Origin of the sequence: Streptomyces sp. NBC_00669 (assembly GCF_036226785.1) — a bacterium.
In the GTDB taxonomy this organism is placed as follows: domain Bacteria; phylum Actinomycetota; class Actinomycetes; order Streptomycetales; family Streptomycetaceae; genus Actinacidiphila.
Genome location: NZ_CP109018.1, coordinates 2405094 through 2430262 on the forward strand (window position 1 = coordinate 2405094; position 25169 = coordinate 2430262).

Here is a 25169-nt window from a genome sequence, read left to right on the forward strand (position 1 = left end):
ACTCTCACCCGGCTCGGGCCATTACGAACTCAGTTTGACCGGGTTGACCACATCCGCGATCAGAACCAGCAGTGTGAAGCACACGAAGATTCCGGCCACGACATAGGCGATCGGCATGAGCTTGGCCACGTCGAACGGTCCGGGGTCGGGACGGCGGAAGACCCGGGCGGCGTGTCGCCGGATCGCCTCCCACAGCGCGCCCGCGATGTGGCCGCCGTCCAGCGGCAGCAGCGGGAGCATGTTGAACAGGAACAGCGACAGGTTGAAGCCGGCCACGAGCATGACCATCGTCACCACCCGGTCGATGGCGGGCGCCTTCATCGCGAAGACCTCGCCGCCGACCCGGGCCGCGCCGACCACGCCCATCGGCGAGTCCGCCTTGCGCGGCGCGTGGTGGAAGGCCGCGTTCCACAGGTCGGGGATGCGCTTGGGCAGCGAGACCAGCGAGTCGACGCCCTGCTTGGCCATGTCGCCCATGTGGTCGACGGAGTCGGCGAAGCCGAGCGGCTGGATGTGGCTGGCCGGGCTGAAGCCGAGGAAGCCGGCCTTCACCGGGTTGCCGTCGGTCGGGTTGCCGTCGCTGTCGGTCTTGGCCACCGTGTTGGTGGTGATGTCCGGGTGCAGGGTGACCCGCTGGCCGTGCCGCAGCACCACGATGGTGGCCGGTCCCGCGCCCTTGCGGATGTCCTCGGACAGCTCCGACCAGTTCTTCACCGGCTTGCCGTTGAACTCCACGAACTTGTCGCCCGCCTTGAGCCCGGCGGTCTTGGCCGGCGCCACCGGGTCGGACGCGCGGCACGGGTTGTTCGCGTCGCGGTGGGAGGTGTCGGCCTGCGAGATCACGCAGTCGCTGACCTGGCCGACCACGGTGGTCGACATGCTGATGCCGAAGCCCATGAAGACGGTGAGGAACAGCGCGACGGCGAGCACGAGGTTCATGAACGGCCCGGCGAACATGACGATGACGCGCTTCCACGGCTTGCGCGTGTAGAACATCCGCGTCTCGTCGCCCGGTTGGAGCTCCTCGTACGCGGCGGTCCTGGCGTCCTCGATCATGCTGCGCCACGGCGAGGTGGAGCGGGCGGTGATCCGGCCGTCCTCACCGGGCGGGAACATGCCGATCATCCGGATGTAGCCGCCCAGCGGGATCGCCTTGAAGCCGTATTCGGTGTCGCCCTTCTTGCGCGACCACAAGGTGGGGCCGAAGCCGACCATGTACTGCGGTACGCGGATCTTGAAGATCTTGGCCCAGGTCAGGTGGCCCAACTCGTGCCACGCGATGGAGATCATCAGACCGACGGCGAAGACGACTATGCCGAGGACCGTCATGAGAGCCGTCATACGCCTGCTGCCTCCGTTGCTTGCGCCAGTTCACCGGCCCGGGCCCGCGCCCAGGTCTCCGCTTCGAGGACGTCCTCGACCGTCAGTCGAGTTCCCGACGCCGGCGTGCCGTGCTCCTCGACGACCCTGGCCACGGTGTCCACGATCCCGGTGAACGGCAGCCGGCCGGTGCGGAAGGCTTCGACGCATTCCTCGTTGGCCGCGTTGAACACCGCGGGCGCGGTGCCTCCGAGGCTACCGACATGTCGGGCCAGTGCGACGGAAGGGAACGCGTCGTTGTCGAGCGGGAAGAACTCCCAGGTGGCCGCTTTCGTCCAGTCGACGCCCGGCGCGGCGTCCGGCACCCGGTGCGGCCAGCCCAGGCCCAGCGCGATCGGCATCCGCATGTCCGGCGGGCTGGCCTGCGCGAGGGTGGAGCCGTCGGCGAACTCCACCATCGAGTGGATGTAGGACTGCGGGTGGACGACGACCTCGATCCGGTCGAACGGCACGTCGAAGAGCAGGTGCGCCTCGATCACCTCGAGGCCCTTGTTGACCAGGGTCGCGGAGTTGATCGTCACCACCGGCCCCATGTCCCAGGTCGGGTGGGCCATGGCCTGCTCGACGGTGACGCCAGCCAACTCGGCGCGGGTGCGGCCGCGGAACGGCCCGCCGGAGGCGGTGACCACCAGCTTGCGGACCTCGGCCCGGCTGCCGCCCAGCAGCGCCTGGAAGAGCGCGGAGTGCTCGGAGTCCACCGGCACCACCTGGCCGGGCCTGGCGAGCGCCTTCACCAGCGGGCCGCCGACGATCAGCGACTCCTTGTTGGCGAGAATCAGCACCCGGCCGGCGGCCAGCGCGGCGAGCGTGGGACGCAGGCCGATGGAGCCGGTGATGCCGTTGAGCACGGAGTGGCACTCCAGGCCGGCGAGCTCGGTGGCGGCCTGCGGCCCGGCGAGGATCTCCGGCAGCGGCCGGCTGCCGTACCGCTCGGCCAGCGCCTCGCGCAGCGCGGGCACCGCCTTCTCGTCGGCGACGGCGACGGTGCGCACCTCCAACCGGTGCGCCTGCTCGGCCAGCAGCGCGACCCGCCCGCCCGCGGCCGACAGCGCGACCACGCGGAACCGGTCGGGGTTGCGCAGCACCACGTCGATCGCCTGGGTGCCGATCGACCCGGTCGAACCGAGGATCACGATGTCCCGGGGCCCGTCGTCGGGTCCGGCGGGGACGTGCGGGCGGTAGTGGGGGTCTGCGAGAGCGTCCGTCATGGGGTCATTCTGTCCTGCCCGGCCCCTTGTCCACGCACGGGCCCGGGTCGGGCGGGGTCGCGGCGGGTGGCGGGCGGTGTACGGCGGGTGGTCGGTGTGCGCCCCGGTGCGCGGGCCGGTGCGGCGGTCCGCACGGGGCGGTGGTCAGGGTACGCCCGGCGGCTGTGGAGAGCGCCGGGCGCGCGGGGGGCCGGTGGGAACCGGTGGGGGGTGCGGGCGCGGGCGGCGGGTTGACGTCCATGGCCCGCGCCGGCGCCCGCCGCGGCCGGCCCGCCACGCGGGCGAGCCGACCCGCGGGGGTTCAGCGCACCGGGCGCCGTACGTTGTCGGCCGTGGACGGCCCGGGGGTCGCGTCGGCGATCCACGCGCCGTCCCGGACGGGGTCCACGATGCCCTCCTCCAGCCACTCGACCTTGCCGTCGAGGACGGCCTTGGCCAGGTGCCGGTCGGGGCCGTCGGTGTTGGCCCACAGGAGGGCGAAGAGCTCCTCCACCCGGACCCGGGACTGGCGGCAGAACGCGTCGGCCAGGCCCCGGGCGGCCGGGCCGTGCTCGCCCTCGGCGGCCAGGTACTCGGCGCGCACGCACACCGCGCTCATCGCGAACAGCTCGGCGCCGATGTCCACGATCCTGGCCAGGAAGTTCTGCTTCAGCTCCATCCGGCCCTGCCAGCGGGACATGGCGTAGAAGGTGCTGCGGGCGAGCTTGCGGGAGGTGCGCTCGATGTACCGCAGATGCCCGGCGAGGTCGCCGAACTCGGCGTAGGAGGTGGGAAGTTGGCCGGGGCCCGCGACGAGCTTCGGCAGCCAGCGGGCGTAGAACCCGCCGGCCTTGGCGCCCGCCCTGGCCTTGTCGGCGAGCGTGCTGTCGGGGTCGATGAGGTCGCCGGCGACCGACAGGTGGGCGTCGACGGCTTCGCGGGCGATCAGCAAGTGCATGATCTCAGTGGAGCCCTCGAAGATCCGGTTGATCCTCAGGTCGCGGAGCATCTGCTCGGCGGGGATCGCGCGCTCGCCGCGGGCGGCGAGCGAGTCGGCGGTCTCGAAGCCGCGGCCGCCGCGGATCTGCACCAGCTCGTCGGCCATCTTCCAGGACGCCTCGGAGCCGAAGAGCTTGGCGAGCGCGGCCTCGATCCGGATGTCGTTGCGATCCTCGTCGGCCATCTGCGAGGACAGGTCGACCACGGCCTCCAGCGCGAAGGTGGTGGCTGCCATGTACGCGATCTTCGAGCCGACCGCCTCGTGCTCGGCGATCGGCTTGCCCCACTGCTCGCGGGCCGCCGACCACTGACGGGCCACCTTCAGGCACCACTTGGCCGCACCGACACAGGCCGCGGGCAGCGAGAGCCGGCCGGTGTTGAGGGTGGTCAGCGCGATCTTCAGGCCGGCGCCCTCGGGGCCGATCCGGTTGGCCGCGGGCACCCGGACCTGGTGGAGCCGGGTGACGCCGTTCTCGATGCCGCGCAGCCCCATGAAGGCGTTGCGGTTCTCCACGGTGATGCCCTCGGAGTCCGCCTCGACCACGAAGGCGCTGATGCCGCCCGGGTGGCCCTCGGAGCGCGGCACCCGGGCCATCACCACCAGCAGGTCGGCGACGACCCCATTGGTGGTCCACAGCTTGACGCCGTCGAGCAGGTAGTCGTCGCCGTCGGGCACGGCGGTGGTGGCCAGCCGGGCCGGGTCCGAGCCGACGTCCGGCTCGGTGAGCAGGAAGGCGCTGATGTCGGTACGGGCGCAGCGCGGCAGGAACGCGTCCTTCTGTTCCTGGGTGCCGAACATCTTCAGCGGCTGCGGCACGCCGATCGACTGGTGGGCCGACAGCAGCGCGCCGACCGCGGGGCTCACCGAGCCGACCATGGCCAACGCCTTGTTGTAGTACACCTGGGTGAGGCCGAGACCGCCGTAGGACTCGTCGATCTTCATGCCGAACGCGCCCAGTTCCTTCAGGCCGCGCACCACCTCGTCGGGGATCAGCGCGTCGCGCTCGATCCGGGCGCTGTCCACCTCGGCGCGCAGGAAGTCGCCGAGCTGCGCCAGGAACGCCTCGCCCTTGGCCACCGCCTCGGGCGCGGGCAGCGGGTGCGGGTGGATCAGGTCGAGCCGGAACCGGCCGAGGAACAGCTCCTTGGCGAAGCTGGGCTTGTGCCAGTCCTGCTCGCGGGCGGCCTCGGCCACCTGCCGGGCTTCGCGTTCTGAGACGTTGCGTGTTGCGGTGGGTGCGGACACGGTGTGTGTCACCTCCGGGTAGGCCGGCTTCGAACCGGTGCTCCGTGTCCGTACTACCCCATGTCCGGCATACCAGCCACAGAAGGACGGCCGGGCCGCTGACGTGGTGTCAACGGCCCGGCCGTACCGCGGTGGGCGCCCGGGGCCCTACAGGTCGAGCCCGGTCAGCACTAGCACCCGCTCGTAGGTGTAGTCGTCCATCGCGTACTTCACGCCCTCGCGGCCGTGCCCGGAGTCCTTCACCCCGCCGTACGGCATCTGGTCGGCGCGGTAGGACGGCGCGTCGCCGATGATCACACCGCCGACCTCCAGGACCCGGTGGGCCCGGAAGGCGATCTGGAGGTCATGGGTGAACACGCCGGTCTGCAGGCCGAACCGGGAGTCGTTGACGGCCGCGAACGCCTCCTCGGCGCCGTTGACCCGGTGCAGTGACAGCACCGGCCCGAACGCCTCCGCGGTGGCCAGCACCGCGTCGCCCGGCAGGTCCGCCAGGACGGTCGGCGCGTAGGTCGCCCCGTCCCGGGTGCCGCCGGTGAGCAGCTTCGCGCCCTTGCCGACGGCGTCGTCCACCCACTGCTCGACGCGCTCGGCCGCGGCCTCGCTGACCAGCGGGCCGACATCGGTGGCGGCGTCGTTGGGGTCGCCGGTGACCTGGGCGCGCACCTTGGCGACGACCTTCTCGGCGAGCGCGTCGTACACGGCCGCGTCGGCGATGACCCGCTGCACCGAGATGCAGGACTGGCCGGCCTGGTAGTTGGCGAAGGTGGCGATCCGGGTGGCCGCCCACTCCAGGTCCTGCTCGCTCGACCAGTCCGCGAGCACGACCGCCGCGGCGTTCCCGCCCAGTTCCAGCGTGACGTGCTTGCGCGGCACGGAGTCCATGATCTGGTACCCGACGGTGTCGGAGCCGGTGAACGAGATCACCGGCAGCCGCGGGTCGCGCACCAGCTCGGGCATCCGGTCGTTCGGCACCGGCAGCACGCTCCAGGCGCCCTCGGGCAGTCCCTCGGTCTCGGCGAGCAGTTCGCCGAGCAGCAGCGCCGACAGCGGGGTGGCCGGTGCGGGCTTGAGGATGATGGGCGCGCCGACCGCGAGCGCCGGGGCGACCTTGTGCGCGACCAGGTTCAGCGGGAAGTTGAACGGCGCGATGCCCAGCACCGGGCCGCGCGGGAACCGGCGGGTCAGCGCGAGCCGGCCGACGCCGCCCGGGTCGGTGTCCAGCCGCTGCGCCTCGCCGCCGTTGAAGCGGCGCGCCTCCTCCGCGGCCCAGCGGAACACCGACACCGCGCGGCCGACCTCGCCGCGCGCCCACTTCAGCGGCTTGCCGTTCTCCGCGGTGATCAAGGCGGCCAGTTCCTCGGCCCGCTCCGCCAGCCGCTTCGCCACGTGGTCCAGGGCCGCGGCCCGTACGTGGGCGGGGGTCGCCGCGAACGCGTCGGTCACCGCGGCCGCCGCCGCGACGGCCTGCTCGACCTGGTCCTCGTCCGGCACGCTGACCCGGCCGACCAGGCCGCCGTCCCACGAGCTGGTCACGTCGAACGTCTCCTCGCCGCGGGCCGGGCGGCCGGCAAGCCAGAACGCGTACGGGGCTGCGCCTGTGGTGGTCACGGTGTTCCCGCCCTTTCGTCGGATGCGCGACCAAAGTAGTCGGCGCCGTCGCGCCCCTCCCTTGTCCACGGCGGAGCACGCCCGCCACCCTCCGCTACAACTTGGCCAGGGCCCCCGATCCGCCGGGGTGCCTCGGCCCGCCGGTCGGGGACCGTCTGCCGCAGCGAGCCCGGCCACCCGCGGTGCCCGGCCCCGCGACCACGAGGCCGGGCACCCCCTAGGGTCAGGGCGCCGTGGCTACGTTTCCGCTTTGAGGGCGAGCCACAGCTCCATGCGGACGTCCGGGTCGTCCAGCGAGCGCCCGAGGATCTCCTCGACCCGCCGCATCCGGTACCGCAAGGTGTGGCGGTGCACGCCGAGGTCCGCGGCGGCGGCATCCCACTGGCCGTGGTGGGCGAGCCACGCGGCGAGCGAGGCCACCAGGTCCCCGCGCGACGTCGCGTCGTGCTCCCGCAACGGCCGCAGCAGCCCCTCGGCGAAGGCCCGCACCGCGTCGTCGGCGAGCAGCGGGACGACCGAGCCGACGCCGACCTCGCCGTGCTCGACCAGGTTCACCCCGCGCCGCCGGGCGACCGCGAGGGCGCGCTCGGCCTGGCCGCGGGCGGTGGGCGCGTCGGCGGGGTCCAGCGGCGCGGACAGGCCGGCCGCGAGCCCGTCCTCGGCCTCGGCCAGGTCGGTGGCCGCGGTGAGCGCCGCGGCGCCCTCGGCGGCGAGCACGATCAGCCGCTCGCCCTCGGAGACGACCAGCAGGGGCTCGGCGGCGCGGACCGCCGCGGCCTCCGCGCGCTCCGCGAGCAGGGCCAGCGCGTCCGGCACCTCCGGCGTCTCCGGCCCGGGCCCGGCGGCCGCGGAGGCGCCGCTCGACTCGGCGATGAGCATCCGCACCGGCGCGTCCAGGAGCGTGCCGTACAGCGGCCCCGCGGTGTCCCGGGCGTGCGCCGCCTCGCCTGCCAGCAGCATCCGCAGCAGCGCCGCGGAGAGCCGGCCCTGCGCGGCGACCAGGGCGCGGGACTGTTCCAGCGAGAGCGTCAGCAGCGCGACGGCCGCGTGCACCACGTAGCGCGCGGCGGTGTCGAGGCGCTCCTCGGTGCCGACCGCGAGGAAGCCGCGCGGGCGCCGCCCGGTGCCCAGCGACTGAAGCTCGACCCGGTCCTCGCTGCCGGCCGGCCCGGCCACCGCCGCGCTCGCCGGCGCGGCGACGGCCCGCAGCCGGTCGATCTCGCCGCCCAACCGCGCGGCCCTGCGGCCCGCCCACTCCGGCGCCACGGCCAGCACCGCGCCGGACGCGTCGTACAGCGCCGCCCAGCCGTTCAGGTGCGCCGCCAGCCGTGCCAGCAGGGCGCCGGTGCCGTCGGATGCCAGCGCGGCCCTGGTCAGCTCGCGCTGCGCCTCGAACCCGGCCGTCACCGCCTGGTACTGGTCCGCGGCCACCGCCGCCGACACTGCCTTGCTGATCGCGATGAACGGGGTCGCCCGCGGCACTTCCAGCAGCGGCAGCCCCACTTCGTCCGCCGCCGCGACCAGGGCCCGCGGCACCTCGTCGTGCCCCACCCCGACGCCGAAGCCCAGCCCGACCACGCCCGCCGCCGCCAGCCGCCGTACGTATCCGGCCACCGCCGCGGGGTCGGCCGTGTCCAGCTTCAGCCCGGTGGTGAGCAGCAGTTCCCCGCCCTCCAGATACGGCGCCGGGTCCTCCAGCTCGCTGGTGTGCACCCAGCGCACCTCGGCGCCCAGCCGGCCGCCCGCGGCGAGCACGGTGAGCTTGAGGGACGTGTGGTGCGCGAGCGACGCGAGCGTGAGAGGCATGCCTACCTGGTGCCGTTCAGAGACGGAGATCTGCCGACCGGTCGCCGACACCCTGGATTCCCCCGCACCGTACCTCAACCCTCGCTCAGGCTCGCAGATCGACCAGAACCGGCGGCGCGTGCTCTCCCGAGGTGGTCGTCAACGACACCACCGCGTGTCCCACGGGCACCTGCTGGGCCAGGTCGGCGGCGCTCCAGCGCTCCCGCTCCACCTCGCGGACGGTCACCGACTCGGTGGTGACGACCTCGCCGGTGAACAGCCGCCGCACGCCCCGGCTCAGCCGCCGGGGCAGCCCGCCGGACTGGTCGGGGGTCCGGGTGATGTCGCGGGTCTGCACCCGCATGGTGCCCCACGTCTCGGAGAAGAACCGGCCGTCGCGGGGTGAGACCCCGGCGAACACCATCCGGCAGCCCACCGCGCCGACCACGGCGCCGCGCAGCCCCTCCGGCAGCGCGTCCAGCGAGCTGAGCCCGAACATCGCGCCCGCGTTCAGGCCGCGCAGCGACGGCAGCGCGCGCAACGTGCCCTCCGACAGCGCGTGAGTGGCGTCGTCGACCACGATGCAGGCGAACAGCGAGCGGTCCCGGCGCGCGGCGACCGCGGCGGTGAACTGGGCGAGGAGCAGCCGGACGAGTATCCGGGACGCCTCGGTGTGGCCGTGCTCGGGCAGCACGACCCGGACCCGCACCGACCGGGCCAGCGCGGGCATCGAGAACGACGGGCGCTGCCCCGACCCGTCGAAGAACCCGGCGAACGCGGGCCGGTCGAGCAGCCCGACCCGGTCCGCGAGTTCGGTGCCGACGTCACCGGACCTGGCGCTCTGCCGCACCCGCGCGTCGAGTTCGCGCACCAGGCCCGGCATGCCCACCGCGTCGACCGCCTCGCGCAGCTCGGCGACGGCATGCGGCAGGCCCTCCAGCAGTTCGCGCAGCACGGGCACGGTGGGGAACCGGCCGTACGCGGCGGCGTACGGGGCGAGCAGTTGGCCGAGCGCCGTGGCCGCCCGGCGCTGCTCGTTCTCCGGCCCGTCGGTGAGCGCTTCGGCGAGCACCCAGGCCGCCAGGTCGGGGTCGGTGGTGCCGCCGTACAGATCGAGGCCGCACGGCGAGCCGGGGTCGGCCAGCGAGACCACCATGTCGTACGACTCGGTCGGGCCGAGGTCGACGTCGGCGCCCGCGACGGCCACCACCGCGGCGCGGCCGGCGAGCGCCTGCAGGCACAGCGACTCCACGACGGGGCGCATAAGCAGCCGGCCCTTGTCCGCGCCAGGCGGCCCGACGGCCAGCAGCCCGGTGCCGAGCACGCCCGGGTCGAGGGCGACACCCGCGCCGCGGTACTGGTAGCCGTTGCGCGGGTCCTCCACGCCCCGGCCGATCCGCACCTGGCCGGCGAGCAGGTCGTGGTCCGCGGTCCGCCGCGGCAGGTCCCGATGGCCGGACGGGTGCGCCATCGCCGCCCCGCCGAGTTGCAGCACCACGTCCGCGAACTCCCGCGCGCCCTCGGGCCGCCCGTGCACCGCCTGCCACGACTGCCGCACCCGCACGCAGTCCACGTCGTTCATCCGCCCGGTCCGCACCTCCTGCGCCAGCCGGTCGGCCACCAGGCCGTACCCCGCCTGGCGCAACTCGGACCACTCGGCGGGGCCGGGGAGCTGTGCCTGGCCCTCCTTGGAGAGTTGATCGGGCACGCGCAGCGCGCCGGCCGGCTGCATCGGCCGGCTGGAGGCGGTGAGGTAGTACCGAACGAGGTCCGCCCACCGGCCGTATCGGGCGAACGGCCAGGCGAGCAGCAGCGCGACGATGACCAGGATGCCGTTGGAGACGGCGGACGCCACGGCCTGGTTGCCGCCGCCGTTCAGCCACGAGCGCGGCACCAGGGGCAGAACGACGGCCACCGCCGGCACGTAGCCGTTGTTCGCGAGCATGCACACGACGAAGGCGCCGAACAGGGTCGCCCACCCTCGCCGGAGCGGGGTCGTGAGATAGCGGCGGAACAGCTCGGGAAAGTTGCCGAGGCGACCGAAGTAGTAGGTCAGCAACCCCATCCAGAGCAGGTCGTACAGTGCGTCGGCGACCTGTCCCGCCGGAGGCTGCGGGCTCTTCCACCAGCCCTTGGGGGTGAGGAGGGAGAGCGGTTTGCGCCAGAACGGGATGTAGCCGTGGTCGAACAGCGACCACAGCAGTAACCCGCACACCAGCGCCAGCACCGCTCCCCCGATCAGCCGGCGGTCGGTCATCCGGTCGGGGTCGTCCGGCGGCCGGGGCACGTGCCCGTAGGCGTAGATGCCGGGCGCGTCGGACACCCTCGGGGTGCGCAGCCAGCGTTCGACCGCCGACAGCGGCGGCGCCTGCGCGGGTGCGGGCGGCGGCACGGCCGGCCGCCGGACCGGGGTGTTCGGGGGCCTCGGCGGAGGGGGCGGGCCGTAGGGGGCGCCCTGGGTGTTGTGGTCCTTGGCATCCATCGCGTGCCTGCCCCTCGCCCCTCCATCACCGCCGATGCGCACAATGTAGTCGAGCCGCTACGCCGGCAAAAGGATCTTGGCGTATTACGGCACCGCCGCCCGCACTGTCCGAACCGGCGAAACCGCGGGCGGCAGTGTTACCTATCGGCGTATGCGGGTGCGCCGGGGCCCGGCCTACCCTCCGGGAGGACTCGGAAGACCACAGAAGACCACGGAAGACGTCGCCACGTTGCCGTAACAGCGTCAGAGCGTAAGTAAGGAGAGCGCCCGTCATGACCGAAGTGCCGCAGGAGCGCAGGCTCGTCACGGAAGTACCAGGACCGAAGTCGCGGGAGTTGGCGGCCCGGAAGTCGGCTGCGGTGGCCGACGGGGTGGGGGTGACGCTGCCGGTGTTCGTGGCCCGCGCGGGCGGCGGCGTCGTGGAGGACGTGGACGGCAACCGGCTGATCGACTTCGGCTCCGGCATCGCCGTGACGTCGGTCGGCAACAGCGCGGAAGCCGTGGTGCGGCGCGCCTCGGCGCAGCTCGCCGACTTCACCCACACCTGCTTCATGGTCACCCCGTACGAGGGTTACGTGGAGGTGTGCGAGGAGCTGGCGCGGCTCACCCCGGGCGACCACGCGAAGAAGTCCGCGCTGTTCAACTCCGGCGCCGAGGCGGTGGAGAACGCGGTGAAGATCGCCCGGTCGTACACCAAGCGCCCCGCGGTGGTGGTGTTCGACCACGGCTACCACGGCCGGACCAACCTCACGATGGCGCTGACCGCGAAGAACATGCCGTACAAGGAGGGCTTCGGGCCGTTCGCGCCGGAGGTGTACCGGGTGCCGCTGGCGTACGGGTACCGCTGGCTGACCGGGCCCGAGCACGCGGCGGAGGAGGCCGCGGCGCAGGCGATCGACATGATCACCAAGCAGATCGGCGCCGACCACGTGGCCGCGATCGTGATCGAGCCGATCGCGGGCGAGGGCGGCTTCATCGAGCCGGCGAAGGGCTTCCTGCCGCGGATGGCGCAGTTCGCGAAGGACAACGGCATCGTGTTCGTGGCGGACGAGATCCAGACCGGCTTCTGCCGGACCGGGCAGTGGTTCGCGTGCGAGGACGAGGGCGTGGTGCCGGACCTGATCACCACGGCGAAGGGCATCGCGGGCGGGCTGCCGCTGGCGGCGGTGACCGGCCGCGCGGAGATCATGGACGCGGCGCACTCCGGTGGCCTGGGCGGCACCTACGGCGGCAACCCGGTGGCGTGCGCGGCCGCGCTCGGCGCGATCGAGACGATGCGGGAGCTGGACCTGCCGGCGCGGGCGCGGCGGATCGGCGAGGTGATGACGCCGCGGCTGCGGGCGATGCAGGAGAAGTTCCCGGTGATCGGGGAGGTGCGCGGCCGGGGTGCGATGATCGCGGTCGAGCTGGTGCAGCCGGGCACGAAGGAGCCGAACCCGGCGGTGACCGGCGCGGTCGCCAAGGCGTGCCACGCGGCCGGCCTGGTCGTGCTGACGTGCGGCACCTACGGAAACGTGTTGCGCTTCCTGCCGCCCCTGGTGATCGGCGAGGATCTGTTGAACGAGGGCCTGGACATCATCGAGGAGGCCCTCGCCGGCGTGTGAACACCAGGCGGGCCGTGTGACGGATGTGAACCGTGCGACACGGGGGACGGGGTCGTGAAGAAGGTGTGCGAGCCTGATGGCGGACGGGTGATCGACGACCCTGATGAGCCGCCTGTGACGTACGGTTTCCGAGGAACACCCCGCACGTGGCCGAATCCCAGCGAGGAGGCCGCGGGCGACACCGCGCCGATGAATCCCCATCACCGGCGCAGCAGTGCCCTCGCGCACGAAGCAGCCGGGACCTTTGGCTCCGGCAATCCTCGCCGATCGGCTGGCCGTTCGTCCCAAACCCCCCGGGACGGACGGTACGGCGATCGCCCTGGCCGCCCCGGAACTCTCCCCCCTGTTCCGGGGCGGCTGACTCCTTTCCGGGCGCTCTTCGCGCTGCTCACCGTCTTCGCGGTCGCCGTCACCGCCTTCTGCCTGCTGACCTGGCAGGTGTCGGCCGGCGGCCGGCTGGTCGCCGACGACGGGCGGCTGCTGCGCGACGTACGGCGCACGGCCGCCGCGCATCCCGGCTACGACCGGCTCGCCCACCTGCTGTGCGACCTCGGCGACATCGCGGTGGCCGTGCCGGTGCTGCTGGTCGCGCTGGTCCTGGCCGCCCGTCTGGGGCACCGAGCGGGGCTGCCGCGCTGGTGGGTACCGCCAGGCGCGGCGGCGCTGGCGATGTGCCTGCTGCCGGTGCTGGTGGGTGCGGTGAAGTCGGGGGTGGACCGCCCGGCGCCGGGCCGGGTGCACGCCGACCCGAACTACGGCTACTTCCCCTCCGGGCACACCGCGACGTCCTCCATGGCGTTCGGGTTGGCCGCGCTGGTGCTGTTGCCGTTCGTCCGGCGTACGGCGGTGCGCGCGCTGCTGGCCGCGGGCACCGTGCTGCTGGCGCTGCTGGTGGGCGTGGCGCTGGTGTGGTGCGACTTCCACTGGCCGCTGGACGTGCTGGCGAGCTGGTGCCTGGCGGTGGCGCTGCTGTCGGCCGCGGCGGCCGCGCGGCTGGTGCCGGGGGCGGCCGGCCGCGGCGGCGGCAGCGACGAGCAGGCGAACGGGGATGCGGACGGGGACGGCACGGGCGGGGACGGCACGGGCGGCGACACCACGGAGGACGGCGCCCGCGCGGGCCACGACGGGGTCTGAACGTCGCCCGCGGGGTCGGCAGGGGGTCAGGAGTTGGTCGGGAAGCCCAGGTTCAGGCCCGCGTGCGAAGGGTCGGGCCACCGCTGCGTGACCGCCTTGCCGCGGGTGAAGAACCGCACCCCGTCCTCGCCGTAGGCGTGCGCGTCGCCGAACAGCGAGGACTTCCATCCGCCGAAGGAGTAGTACGCGACCGGCACCGGGATCGGCACGTTGATGCCGACCATGCCCACCTCCACCTCGTGCTGGAAGCGCCGGGCGGCGCCGCCGTCGCAGGTGAACAGCGCGGTGCCGTTCCCGTACGGGTTGGCGTTGATCAGAGCCAGGCCCGCGTCGTAGCTGGGCACGCGGACCACGGAGAGCACCGGGCCGAAGATCTCGTCGTCGTACACGGACATGCCCGGGCGGACGTGGTCGAAGAGGGTCGGGCCGAGCCAGAAGCCGCCGGGGTCGCCGTCGATCGCGTGCTTGCGGCCGTCGGTGGCGAGGACGGCGCCGTCGGCGGTGCCGGCGTCGAGGTAGGCGGTGACCTTGTCGCGGTGCGCGCCGGTGACGAGCGGGCCCATCGCCGAGCCGGGCGCCGAGCCGGGGCCGACGGTGAGGGTGGCGATGCGCTGCTTGATCCGCGCCACCAGGTCGTCGCCGACCGGGTCGACCGCGACCAGCACGGACACCGCCATGCAGCGCTCGCCCGCGGCGCCGTAGCCGGCGTTGACGGCCGCGTCGGCGGCGAGGTCCAGGTCGGCGTCGGGCAGCACCAGCATGTGGTTCTTGGCGCCGCCCAGGGCCTGGACGCGCTTGCCGTGGCGGGTGCCGGTCTCGTAGACGTGGCGGGCCACGGGGGTGGAGCCGACGAAGGAGACCGCCTTGATGTCGGGGTGCTCCAGCAGCCGGTCGACGGCCGCCTTGTCGCCGTGCACGACGTTGAACACCCCGTCGGGCAGCCCGGCTTCGCGCCACAGCCCGGCGAGGAAGTTCGCGGCGGACGGGTCCTTCTCCGACGGCTTGACGACCACGGTGTTGCCGGTGGCGATGGCGAGCGGGAAGAACCACATCGGCACCATGGCGGGGAAGTTGAAGGGCGAGATGATCGCGACCGGGCCGAGCGGCTGGCGCAGCGAGTAGACGTCGACGCCGGTGGACGCCTGCTCGGTGTAGCTGCCCTTGGCCAGTTGCGGGATACCGCAGGCGTACTCGACGACTTCGAGGCCGCGGGCCACCTCGCCGAGCGCGTCGGAGTGCACCTTGCCGTGCTCGGAGACGATCAGCGCGGCCAGTTCGTCGCGCCGGGCGTTGAGCAGCTCGCGGAAGGCGAAGAGCACTCCGGTGCGCTTGGCCACGGAGGTGTTCCGCCACTCGCGGAAGGCGTCGACGGCGGCGCCGACCGCCTCGTCCACGACCTCGGGTCCGGCGAAGTCCACCTGCGCGGTGATGCGGCCGGTGGCCGGGTCGTAGACGTCGCCGTGCCGCTCGGCGGTGCCCGTCCAGGCGCGGCCGGCGATCCAGTGGGTGAGGTGCGAGGTCGTCACGGGGTGAACCCTTCCGTCGTCGTCTGCCGCCAGTGTCGCCACGGGCGGCGGGGTGCCACAAGCACCCGGGCCCGGCCGGAGGGCCCGGGACCTACCCGCCAGCGAGCTGGGCGGCCGCCTCGTGCATCGCCAGTTCCAGCACCACCGGGTCGGTGAGGTGCCCGGAGCCGTCCGGGGGGACCAGCCAGCGCACTCCCCCGGTCGGCCGGCCGGGGTAGGGCACCACGATCCAGGTGCCGCGCCCGGCCCCCCGCACCCCGGTGCCGAGCCAGCGGGCGGCGGTGCCCGGCGGCACGAAGAACCCCATCCGGGCGTCGCCGAAGTCGGCGAGCACCGGGCCGGTCCGGCCCATCAGCCGGGTCAGCACGTCGAGCGTGGGGTAGCCGATCCTGCCGGGCAGGATCAGCACGTCCCACTGCCGCCCGGCGGGCAGCAGCGCCACCCCGAGCGCGCTGCGCTCCCACTCCCACCTGCACCCCCGCGGGTCGTCCGCTACCGAAGCCAGCCACTCCACCGCGCTCTTCGCGCCCGTGTCGGCCATCGTGGGCCCCCTCCGTCTCTCGTGTGACGCGTCTGCCGTCACACGAGAGACAGGGGTGGGGCCGGATCATTACGCGGGTTCCACTACCCATTGGTAGTGATCCGGCTCACAGCCGGGGCGGCGCGGGCCGGGTGCGGGCCGCTCACGAGTCGAAGCCAAGACCGGCCCGGTCCAGGGCGCGCAGCCACAGGTTGCGCCGCCCCCGCGCGCGGTCGGCGCGGGCCAGCGACCACTGGGTCAGCCCGATCCCGGCGGTGGCCAGCGGCTCGGGCGGGAAGGGCAGCGGGCGCTCGCGCACCATGGTGAGCGCGGTGCGCTCGGTGGGCCGCCCGGCCAGCAGGTCGAGCATCACCTCGGCGCCGAACCGCGTGGCGCCGACGCCGAGTCCGGTGTACCCGGCCGCGTACGCGACCCGCCCGCCGTACGCCGTGCCGAAGAACGCCGAGAAGCGGGTGCAGGTGTCGATCGCGCCGCCCCAGGCGTGGCTGAACCGCACCCCCTCCAACTGCGGGAAGCAGGCGAAGAAGTGCCGGGCCAGCCGCAGGTACGTCTCCGGGCGGTGGTCGTACGCGGCGCTCATCCGGCCGCCGCGCGGGTAGATCGCGTCGTAACCGCCCCACAGCACGCGGCCGTCGGCGGTCAGCCGGAAGTAGTGGAAGCGGTTGGCGCTGTCGCCCAGGCCCTGCCGGCCGCGCCAGCCGATCGCGGCGCGCTGGTCGGCGGTGAGGGGTTCGGTGGTCAGGGCGTAGTCGTAGACCGGCACGGTGTGGTGCCGGGTGCGGCGCAGCAGGGAGGGGAACACGCCGGTGCCCAGGGCCACATGGTGGGCGAGCACCCTGCCGTACGGGGTGCGCACGGCGAGCGCGGCGCCGTGCCGGACCAGGGCCGTGGCGGGGGTGTGCTCGTGAATCCGCACGCCGGCCCGGGTGGCGGCGCGCTTCAGGCCCCAGGCGAGCTTGGCCGGGTGGACCAGCGCGACGCCGCTCCGGTCGTACAGGCCGGCGCGGAAGGTGGGCGAGTCGACCTCGGCGCGCACCTGGTCGCGGTCGAGCAGTTCCAGGTCCAGGCCGTGCCGCACGGCGGTGGCGTGGGCCTCGCGCAACTCCTCGACCTGGTGGTCGGCGGTGGCCACGTCGATCTCGCCGGTCCGCTCGAACTCGCAGTCCAGGCCGTAGCGTGCGACGGCGGCCTCGATGGCGTCGAGGTTGCGCTCGCCGAGCGCCTGGAGGGTCGCGAACTCCTCGGGCCAGCGCGCCAGTCCGTTGGCGGTGCCGTGGGTGAGGCTGGCCGCGCAGAAGCCGCCGTTGCGGCCGGAGGCGGCCGCGCCGATCCGGCCGCCCTCGACCAGCACCACGTCCCGGTCCGGGTCGCGCTCCTTCGCCAGCAGCGCCGTCCACAGCCCGCTGTAGCCGCCGCCGATCACCAGCAGGTCGCAGTGCTCGGCGCCGGCCAGGGCCGGTTCGGCGTCCGGCCGGGCCGGGTCGTCGAGCCAGTACGGCAGCGGGCGGGCGGCGGCGAGCGCGCGGGCCGGGTCCATGTCAGCCACGCGCCTTCCTGCGGCCCCCGACCAGCTGCCCGGCCAGCACCAGCAGCACCGCGAGCACGAACATGGCGGTGCCGATCACGTTGACCTGCACCGGGGTGCCGCGCTGCGCCGAGCCCCAGACGAACATCGGGAAGGTGACGCTGTTGCCGGCGTTGAAGCTGGTGATGATGTAGTCGTCGAAGGACAGCGCGAACGACAGCAGCGCGCCGGCCGCGATGCCGGGTGCGGCCAGCGGCAGCGTGACCCGCAGGAAGGTCTGCGTCGGGGTGGCGTAGAGGTCTTGCGCGGCCTGCTCCAGCCGCGGGTCCATGCTCATCACGCGGGCCTTGACCGCGGTCACCACGAAGCTCAGGCAGAACATGATGTGCGCGATGAGGATGGTCCAGAAGCCGAACTGGATGCGCATGTTGAGGAAGAGGGTGCCGAGCGAGGCGCCCATCACCACCTCGGGCATCGCCATCGGCAGGAAGATCAGCATGTTGGTGGCGGCCCGGCCGCGGAAGCGGTAGCGGGCCAGTGCGAAGGCGGTCATGGTGCCGAGCACGGTGGCGGCGAGGGTGGCGTAGACCGCGATCTTCAGGCTGAGGGTGAGCGAGCCGCACATGCCGGCGACGCCGCAGGGGTGCTGCCAGGCGTCGGTGGAGAACTGGTTCCAGGTGTAGTTGAAGCGGCTCTTGGGCTTGTTGAAGGAGAAGGCGAGCACCACCAGGTTCGGCAGGATGAGGTAGCCGAGGGCGAGGACGCCCGCGATCACCACGAGGTTGGCGCGCAGCCGGCGGATCAGGCGCATCAGACCAGCTCCTCCGTTCCGGCCCGGCGGATGTAGAGGGTGACGACGGCGAGGATGACGGCCATCAGGAGGAACGAGAGGGCGGCGGCCGTCGGGTAGTCGAGCACCCGCAGGAACTGCGACTCGATGACGTTGCCGATCATCTGCTGGTTGGTGGAGCCCAGCAACTCGGCGTTGATGTAGTCCCCGGAGGCGGGGATGAAGGTCAGCAGGGTGCCGGCCACCACGCCGGGCATCGACAGCGGGAAGGTCACCTTGCGGAAGACGGTGAACGGGGTGGCGTACAGGTCGCCGGCCGCTTCGTGCAGCCGGCCGTCGACCCGCTCAAGCGAGGTGTACAGCGGCAGGATCATGAACGGCAGGAAGTTGTAGGTCAGGCCGCACACCACGGCAAGCGGGGTGGCCAGCACCCGGTCGCCCTGGGTGATCCGCAGCCAGGACGTCACGTCGAGCAGGTGGACGTCGTTGAGGAAGGACACCACCGGCCCCTGGTCGGCGAGGATCGTCTCCCAGGCGAGGGTGCGGATCAGGAAGCTGGTGAAGAACGGCGCGATCACCAGGATCAGCAGCACGTTGCGCCACCGCCCGGCCCGGAAGGCGATGGTGTACGCCAGCGGGTAGCCGATCACCAGGCACAGCACGGTGGCGATGCCGGCGTAGACCAGGGAGCGCACGAAGTGCGGCCAGTACTCGCTCAGCGCGTCCCAGTAGGTGGCGAAGTGCCAGGTGACCTTGAAGCCGTCCTCCAGGGTGCCGGTCTGCACCGAGGTGGACGCCTGGTAGACCATCGGGGCGACGAAGAAGACCAGCAGCCAGGCCACCCCGGCCAGCAGCAGCAGGTACGGCACCCGGCGCCGGCGGGCGGCGGCCCGGCGCAGCGCCTTGGGCGGCCGGGGCGCCGCGGCGGCGGGCGGCGGCAGGGGTTCGGTGGCGGCGGTCATACGGCGGCCCCCTCGGCGGACTCGGTGCGGTCGGTGCCGCCGCCCCGCGACTCGGCGCCGCCGGTCCTGCCGTCGCCGGCCGCGTCGTCCAGCCCCGCGTCCAGGCCGGCGCCGATGTCCTGTCCCGCGTCGAGACCGAAGGTGTGCTCGGGGTTCCAGTGCAGGACGACCGGCGCGCCGGGCACCAGCCGGGCGTCGCGCTCCACGTTCGGCACGAAGACTTCCAGGTCGGCGCCGACCGGGCTGTCGACCACGTACTGGGTGGACACGCCGATGAAGCTGGAGTCCACGATCCGGCCGGATATCCGGTTCCGGCCGGCGGGCACGCCGGCCGCGTCGTCGCGGTGCACGAGGGTGATCTTCTCCGGGCGGACCCCGGCCAGCACCCGGTCGCCGCGGGCCGCCTCGGTACGGCAGCGGGCGGCGGGCAGCGCCAGTTCCTGCCCGGCGCGGGTGAGCGTGAGGGTGCCGTCGGCGACGCCGGTGACCTCGGCTTCTATCAGGTTGGAGGTGCCGAGGAAGTTCGCCACGAAGGTGGAGGAGGGGTTCTCGTAGAGGTCGGCGGGCGCGCCCATCTGCTCGACCCGGCCGGCGTTCATCACCGCGACGGTGTCGGCCATCGTCATGGCCTCCTCCTGGTCGTGGGTGACGTGGATGAAGGTGATGCCCACCTCGGTCTGGATGCGCTTGAGTTCGAGCTGCATCTGGCGGCGCAGCTTCAGGTCGAGCGCGCCGAGCGGCTCGTCGAGCAGCAGCACCTTCGGCTGGTTGATCAGCGCGCGGGCCACCGCGACGCGCTGCTGCTGGCCGCCGGAGAGCTGGTGCGGCCGGCGCCGGGCCAGCGGGCCGAGCTGCACCAGTTCGAGCATCTCGCCGACCTGCTTCTTCACCGGCTTGATGCCGCGCCGGCGCAGCCCGAACGCCACGTTCTCGTAGACGTCCAGGTGCGGGAAGAGCGCGTAGTTCTGGAAGACGGTGTTGACCGGGCGCTTGTACGGCGGCAGCGCGGTGACGTCCTGGCCGCCCAGGTGCACCGCGCCGGTGCTGGGCGTCTCCAGGCCGGCGATCATCCGCAGCGTGGTGGTCTTGCCGCAGCCGGACGCGCCGAGCAGCGCGAAGAACGAGCCGGCCGGCACCGCCAGTTCGAGCGGGTGGACGGCGGTGAAGGCGCCGTAGGACTTGCTGATCCCGGTGAGGCGGACGGCGGCGTCGGCGGACTTCGCTGTGCTCGTGCTGGGGGTCGTCATGGGTTGTCCTCGGGGGGTGCGGGAGCAGGCCGGGGTCAGGCGCCGATGAGCTTGGAGAACTTGTCCTCGTACCGCGCGTCCTGGGCGTCGGTGAGCGAGCGGAAGTCGTGGCCCTTGGCGTCCATGGCCGCGTCGGGGATGATCAGCGGGTTGCTCGCCAGCTTCGGGTCGATCTTCGCCAGGTACGGCTTCACCCCGGCGACCGGGCACACGTAGTTGATGTACGCCGAGACCTGCGCGGCGACCGCGGGCTCGTAGTAGTAGTCGATCAGCCGTTCCGCGTTCGTCTTGTGCCGGGCCTTGTCGGGGATCAGCAGGTTGTCGGTGGACGACAGGAAGCCCGAGTCGGGGAAGACGTACTCGATGTCGGGGTCGTCGAGGCGCAGTTGCACCAGGTCGCCGGCCCAGGCCAGGCAGGCGGCGATGTCGCCCTTGCTGAGGCCGTCGGTGTAGTCGTTGCCGGTGAACTTCCGGATCTGCTGGCTGTCGACGGCCTTCTGGATGCGGGCGACGGCCGCGTCGAAGGTGTCGTCGGTGACCTTCTCGGGCAGCTCGCCCATGTCGAGCAGGGTCATCCCGATGGTGTCGCGCATCTCGGAGAGCATGGCGACCTTGCCCTTGAGCGAGCTGTCGTCGAGGAGTTGGGAGACGGAGCTGATCTTCCGCCCGCCGGTGGCCTTCTTGTTGTAGGCGATACAGGTGGCGATGCCCTGCCACGGATAGGAGTAGGCGCGGCCGGGGTCCCACTCGGGGCTGCGGAAGCGCTGTTCCAGGTTGGCGTAGGCGTGCGGCAGGTTCGCGGAGTCGAGTTGCTGCACCCAGCCGAGCCGGATCATCCGGCCGGCCAGCCAGTCGGTGAGCACCATCAGGTCGCGGCCGGTGTCCTGGCCCGCGGCGAGCTGCGGCTTGATCTTGCCGAAGAACTCGACGTTGTCGTTGATGTCCTCGGTGTACTTGACCTTGATCCCGGTGCGCTTGGTGAAGGCGTCGAGGGTCGGATGGTGCTTGCCGTCGTCGGTGACGTCGATGTACTCGGTCCAGTTGGAGAAGTCGACCACCCTCTCCTGCGCCGAGTGGTCGGTGGAGACGGTGTCGCCCTTGCGGCCGGCCGCGGGGATGCCGCAGCCGGTGAGGCCGACGGTGGCGACCGCGCCGAGCCCGGCGGCCCGCAGCAGCGAACGGCGGGCGAGCGCTCCTCGTCCGCTGGTCATGCTGCGCGCCATGGCGGCGCGCTGGGGCGGTGTGAGGGTCTCGAACAGCTCCATGGGTGGTGCCCTTCCGAGGGATCGGCCGGGTGGCGCCGGGCGGGTGGCCGGGGGCCGGCCGGGAGGACCGGCCAGGGGTGGCCGGGGCGCCCCGCCGGGGTCGCGAATCCATGTACCAGCGTGGTCAAAGCCTGGATTGATGGCTGATCCTGGCAGAGCCGACCGCCTCCAACAAGGGATTCCGTTGTTGCCTTTTGGTTAATCGACGAAATCTGTGCTCCGACCTTTCGCTGCGCCCCGCGCCGGCAGGACCCGTACCCGGGGGCGGGGCGCATTACGATGAACGGCACCGGCCGCGCGCCGGCCCGTCCCGCACGCCCCTCCGGAGGAACCCCGCATGCCCGAGACCGTCCCCGGCCCCTCCCCCGCCGCCGTACCCGCCGCCGGCGCCGGTCTTGACTCCTTCATCGCCGGGCTGCCGAAGGCCGAGCTGCACGTCCACCACGTGGGCTCCGCCTCTCCGCGGATCGTCTCCGAACTGGCCGCCCGGCACCCGGACTCCAAGGTGCCCTCCGACCCGGCCGCGCTCGCCGAGTACTTCACCTTCAAGGACTTCGCGCACTTCATCCAGGTCTACCTGTCCGTGGTGGACCTGATCAGGGACGCCGAGGACGTACGGCTGCTGACCTACGAGGTGGCGCGGGACATGTCCCGGCAGCAGATCCGCTACGCCGAGCTGACCGTGACGCCGTACTCCTCGACCCGGCGGGGCATCCCCGAGCAGGCGTTCATGGAGGCGATCGAGGACGCCCGCAAGGCCGCGGAGGCGGAGTTGGGCGTGGTGCTGCGCTGGTGCTTCGACATCCCCGGCGAGGCGGGCCTGGAGTCGGCCGAGGAGACCGCGCACCTGGCGGTGGACCTGCGGCCGGAGGGCCTGGTCTCCTTCGGGCTCGGCGGGCCCGAGATCGGGGTGCCGCGGCCGCAGTTCAAGCCGTACTTCGACCGGGCCAGGGCGGCCGGGCTGCACAGCGTGCCGCACGCCGGGGAGGCCACCGGCCCGCAGACGATCTGGGACGCGCTGGACGTCCTGGGCGCGGAGCGGATCGGCCACGGCACCAGCGCCGTTCAGGACCCCCGGCTGCTGGACCACCTCGCCGAGCACCGCATCCCGCTGGAGGTCTGCCCGACCTCCAACATCGCCACCCGGGTGGTGCCCACGCTGGAGGAGCACCCGATCCGGCGGATGGTCGAGGCCGGTGTCCTGGTCACCGTCAACAGCGACGACCCGCCGATGTTCGGCACCGACCTGAACACGGAGTACGCGGTCGCCGCCCGGCTGCTGGAGCTGGACCGGGCGGGCCTCGCGGACCTGGCGAAGAACGCGGTGCACGCGTCGTTCCTCGACCCGGCGGGCAAGGCGCGGCTGGCGGCGGAGATCGACGCGTACACCGCCGCGTCCGGCGACGCCTCCACCGGCGGTACCGGCGTCCCCGCCGCGCGGAGCTGACGCCATGGCCCCGCGCCCTGGACACCGGGTAACGGTCGTCGCCCATAGGGGCGACCCTTACGTACACCGCGAGAACACCCTGCCCTCGGTGCGCTCCGCCCTGCACAAGGGCGCCGACGTCGTCGAGGTGGACGTCCGCCTCACCCGGGACGGCGTGCCGGTGCTGCTGCACGACGCGACCCTGGAGCGGCTGTGGGGACGCCCGGCGCCGGTGACCTCGCTGACCTACGACGAGGTGGCCGAGGCCACCGGCGGCGGCGTGCCGGCCTTCGCGGACGCGCTCGCCGAACTCCTGCGGCGGCCCGGCCCGGCCCGGATGCTGATCGACCTCACCGAGGTCCCGCAGGCGGCCGCGGCGATCACCGCGGTGCGGGAGGCGGGCGCGGCCGACCGGGTCTACTACTGCGGCGAGCTGGCCGCGATGCGCGAGGTGCGCGTCCTGGAGCCGTCGGCCGAGGTCGCCATGACCTGGACGACCTCCGCGCGCCCCGCCGACTCGCTGATCGACGGCCTCGGCCCGCGCTGGCTCAACCTCCGCTTCGGGCTGGCGAATCCGGCCACCGTCGCCTGGGCGCACGACCGCGGCCTGCTGGTCGCCGCCTGGACCGCGGACTGGCAGCGCTCGATGTCCCGCCTGGTCGCGGCCGGGGTGGACGCCATCACCAGCAACCGGCTGGACGCGCTGCTGCGCGTGGCGTCCCGGCCCGCCTGACCGCCCGGCCTCACCACCCCTGCCAGTGCAGCACCTCCGCACGCGGCACCCGCCGGGCCGGCCGGAATTCGGTGCCGATCGTGTAGGCGACGGGGATGAACGCCGCCTGCATCAGCCGCTCGTAGGGCACGCCCAGCGCCCGGGACAGCTCGCGCTCGTACGCCAGGCCGCCGGTGGTCCAGCAGGAGCCGAGGCCGCGTTCCCGGGCGGCGAGCATGAAGCTCCACACGGCGGGGAGGATCGAGCCCCAGGTGCCGGCCTGGCGTTCCACGGAGGCGCCGTCGGTGCGTCCTTCCACGTACGGGACGACCAGTGCCGGCACCCGGTGCAGGTTCGCGTGGAGGTGGGCGAAGCCGGCGCCGACCCGCGCCATCCGGCCGGACGCCACGTTGGCGCGCCGGACGTCGCGGGCGGTCAGCGGCTCGGCGTCGCCGGGCGCGGCCGCGCTGGCCCGCCAGATGTCGGCGACCTCGCGGCGCTTGTCCTCGTCGGTGACGATCACGAAGTGCCAGCGCTGCCGGTTGCGGCCGGTCGGCGCCTGGACGGCCAGGTCGACGCACTCCTCCAGCAGGTGCCGCGGTACCGGGCGGTCGAGGTCGAGCCGCAGCCGTACCGCGCGGGTGGTGGACAGCAGCTGGTCGGAAGTCAGGTCCAGGTTCATGGTGTTGAGGGTGGCGGGCGGGCGCGCTCGGCGGCCAGCGCCGCATTCCACCCAGTGGAAGGCGGCCGGTGGAAGCCTTGCCCGGGGGAGGTCCGCCCGGTGGAGGCCGCTTGGTGGAAGCCGCTTCCGCCCTGGAAGCGGGGTACCCCCGGCCGAGTCGGCGAAGGGCGAATGAGATGTCCGGCAACTCCCGTACCCCGGGGCGCACCGTGTCCGCGAAGCTGCTGGCGGTGCTCGACGCGTTCACGCAGCGGACGGGGACCGGCCGGGCACCCGACGGCGGTCTGCGGCTCAGCGAGATCGCGCGGCGCGCGGACCTGCCCGCGCCCACCGCCCTGCGTCTGGTGCGCGAACTCGTGGCGTGGGGCGGCCTGGAGCGGTTCGCCGACGGTTCGTACCGGCTCGGCACCCGGCTGTGGGCGATCGGCGGGACCTCACCGTGCCCGCACCGCCTGCGCGCGGTGACCCGCGAGCCGCTGCGGGACCTCGCCACCTCCACCGGCGGCCGGGCCGAGGTGGCCGTGCTGGAGCGCGGCACCGCGCTGGTGCTGGAGGGCGCGGGCCCGGGCGCGGGCGGCGGGGCGGACCGGTTGCCGCTGCACGCCACCGCGCTCGGCAAGGTGCTGCTCGCCTGGGGCCCGCCGGCCCCGGTCGGCCCGACGGAGCGCTTCACCGCCCACACCCGTCCGGCGGGTGGGCCGCTGGAGCGGGAGTTGCGGCGGATACGGCAGGCCGGATTCGCGCTGGCCAAGGAGGAGTTCCGGCTCGGCGAGGTGGCCGCGGCGGTGCCGCTGCGTACGGAGGAGGGCGGGGTGGCCGCCGCGCTGGGCGTCACCGTGGCGTCCACGGTGCCCCTGGCGCGGGTGCTGCCGCACCTGCGACGGGCCGCCGCCAGGACCGGGGTGGTCGGCGGCCCGCCGGGGGCGCGGAACGGGTGAACGCGGGACGGGTGAACGCGGGACGGGTGAGCGCGGGCCGGTGCCCGAGCGGGCGGCCTTCCTCGGCCCGCCCCGGCCCGGCCCGGCCCGGCCCGGCCCGACCGTCACCGGGATGACGGCCGGGCCGGTG

19 protein-coding genes are annotated in these 25169 nt (G+C 73.4%); 5 read left to right on the forward strand and 14 right to left on the reverse strand.

The genetic code is table 11. The features are described from left to right. Positions 1-21: 21 nt before the first annotated feature. The 6 genes from OG896_RS09495 to OG896_RS09520 form a co-directional block, all read right to left on the reverse strand. Positions 22-1341, reverse strand: a complete 1320-nt coding sequence (locus OG896_RS09495; protein WP_329364127.1) for a M50 family metallopeptidase — start codon at positions 1339-1341, stop codon at positions 22-24. Beyond that, on the reverse strand, positions 1338-2588 hold the full coding sequence (gene dxr, locus OG896_RS09500; protein ID WP_328470090.1) for a 1-deoxy-D-xylulose-5-phosphate reductoisomerase: 1251 nt from the start codon (positions 2586-2588) through the stop codon (positions 1338-1340). The genes OG896_RS09495 and dxr overlap by 4 nt, the downstream gene beginning before the upstream one ends. A 301-nt stretch (positions 2589-2889) precedes the next feature. After that, positions 2890-4812, reverse strand: coding sequence for an acyl-CoA dehydrogenase family protein (locus OG896_RS09505; protein ID WP_329364128.1), 1923 nt, complete (start codon positions 4810-4812; stop codon positions 2890-2892). Positions 4813-4959: 147 nt separating this feature from the next. Continuing rightward, the gene (locus OG896_RS09510; RefSeq protein ID WP_329364131.1) at positions 4960-6420 is read right to left on the reverse strand and encodes an aldehyde dehydrogenase family protein; all 1461 of its coding nucleotides are present in this window, start codon (positions 6418-6420) and stop codon (positions 4960-4962) included. A gap of 237 nt (positions 6421-6657) precedes the next feature. After that, the gene (locus OG896_RS09515) at positions 6658-8226 is read right to left on the reverse strand and encodes a PucR family transcriptional regulator (RefSeq protein WP_329364132.1); all 1569 of its coding nucleotides are present in this window, start codon (positions 8224-8226) and stop codon (positions 6658-6660) included. A gap of 85 nt (positions 8227-8311) precedes the next feature. Further along, complete coding sequence (locus OG896_RS09520) at positions 8312-10687, reverse strand: ATP/GTP-binding protein (protein ID WP_329364134.1); 2376 nt, start codon at positions 10685-10687, stop codon at positions 8312-8314. A gap of 272 nt (positions 10688-10959) precedes the next feature. Here OG896_RS09520 and gabT point away from each other — a divergent pair, with 272 nt between their 5' ends. Together gabT and OG896_RS09530 are read left to right on the forward strand one after the other, a co-directional pair. Further along, positions 10960-12291: a 4-aminobutyrate--2-oxoglutarate transaminase gene (gene gabT / locus OG896_RS09525; protein WP_328470080.1), complete on the forward strand. Its 1332-nt coding sequence runs from the start codon at positions 10960-10962 to the stop codon at positions 12289-12291. A 438-nt stretch (positions 12292-12729) separates the two neighbouring features. Beyond that, positions 12730-13425 (forward strand): phosphatase PAP2 family protein, encoded by a 696-nt coding sequence (locus tag OG896_RS09530; protein ID WP_329364140.1) that lies wholly within the window; start codon positions 12730-12732, stop codon positions 13423-13425. A gap of 26 nt (positions 13426-13451) precedes the next feature. Here OG896_RS09530 and OG896_RS09535 read toward each other — a convergent pair whose 3' ends face one another. The 7 genes from OG896_RS09535 to OG896_RS09565 all read right to left on the reverse strand — a co-directional run bounded on the left by OG896_RS09535 (position 13452) and on the right by OG896_RS09565 (position 21281). Beyond that, positions 13452-14951 carry a CoA-acylating methylmalonate-semialdehyde dehydrogenase gene (locus OG896_RS09535; RefSeq protein WP_329364142.1) on the reverse strand — a complete coding sequence of 500 codons (1500 nt, stop codon included), beginning with the start codon at positions 14949-14951 and terminating at the stop codon, positions 13452-13454. A 91-nt stretch (positions 14952-15042) separates the two neighbouring features. Then, a complete protein-coding gene (locus OG896_RS09540; protein ID WP_329364144.1) occupies positions 15043-15492 on the reverse strand; it encodes a hypothetical protein in 450 nt (149 codons plus the stop codon). A 142-nt stretch (positions 15493-15634) separates the two neighbouring features. Beyond that, positions 15635-17029, reverse strand: coding sequence for an NAD(P)/FAD-dependent oxidoreductase (locus OG896_RS09545; protein WP_329373839.1), 1395 nt, complete (start codon positions 17027-17029; stop codon positions 15635-15637). Between the two features lies 1 nt (position 17030). Continuing rightward, on the reverse strand, positions 17031-17828 hold the full coding sequence (locus OG896_RS09550; protein WP_329364146.1) for an ABC transporter permease: 798 nt from the start codon (positions 17826-17828) through the stop codon (positions 17031-17033). Next, a complete protein-coding gene (locus tag OG896_RS09555; RefSeq protein ID WP_329364148.1) occupies positions 17828-18769 on the reverse strand; it encodes an ABC transporter permease in 942 nt (313 codons plus the stop codon). Before OG896_RS09555 ends, OG896_RS09550 begins: the two co-directional genes overlap by 1 nt. Then, entirely contained in the window at positions 18766-20016 is a 1251-nt protein-coding gene (locus OG896_RS09560; protein ID WP_329364150.1) for an ABC transporter ATP-binding protein, read from the reverse strand. The genes OG896_RS09555 and OG896_RS09560 overlap by 4 nt, the downstream gene beginning before the upstream one ends. 35 nt (positions 20017-20051) lie before the next feature. Further along, entirely contained in the window at positions 20052-21281 is a 1230-nt protein-coding gene (locus OG896_RS09565; protein WP_329364153.1) for a polyamine ABC transporter substrate-binding protein, read from the reverse strand. 337 nt (positions 21282-21618) lie between these two features. On the opposite strand from OG896_RS09565, the gene OG896_RS09570 reads away from it, so the two are divergent. Further along, positions 21619-22728: an adenosine deaminase gene (locus OG896_RS09570; RefSeq protein ID WP_329364155.1), complete on the forward strand. Its 1110-nt coding sequence runs from the start codon at positions 21619-21621 to the stop codon at positions 22726-22728. A gap of 88 nt (positions 22729-22816) precedes the next feature. Continuing rightward, on the forward strand, positions 22817-23440 hold the full coding sequence (locus tag OG896_RS09575) for a glycerophosphodiester phosphodiesterase (protein WP_443056981.1): 624 nt from the start codon (positions 22817-22819) through the stop codon (positions 23438-23440). Positions 23441-23450: 10 nt separating this feature from the next. Here OG896_RS09575 and OG896_RS09580 read toward each other — a convergent pair whose 3' ends face one another. After that, positions 23451-24101 carry a nitroreductase family protein gene (locus tag OG896_RS09580; RefSeq protein WP_329364159.1) on the reverse strand — a complete coding sequence of 217 codons (651 nt, stop codon included), beginning with the start codon at positions 24099-24101 and terminating at the stop codon, positions 23451-23453. 176 nt (positions 24102-24277) lie between these two features. Between OG896_RS09580 and OG896_RS09585 the strand changes: the two genes are divergently transcribed. Continuing rightward, on the forward strand, positions 24278-25039 hold the full coding sequence (locus OG896_RS09585; protein ID WP_329364161.1) for an IclR family transcriptional regulator: 762 nt from the start codon (positions 24278-24280) through the stop codon (positions 25037-25039). Positions 25040-25169: the final 130 nt, after the last annotated feature.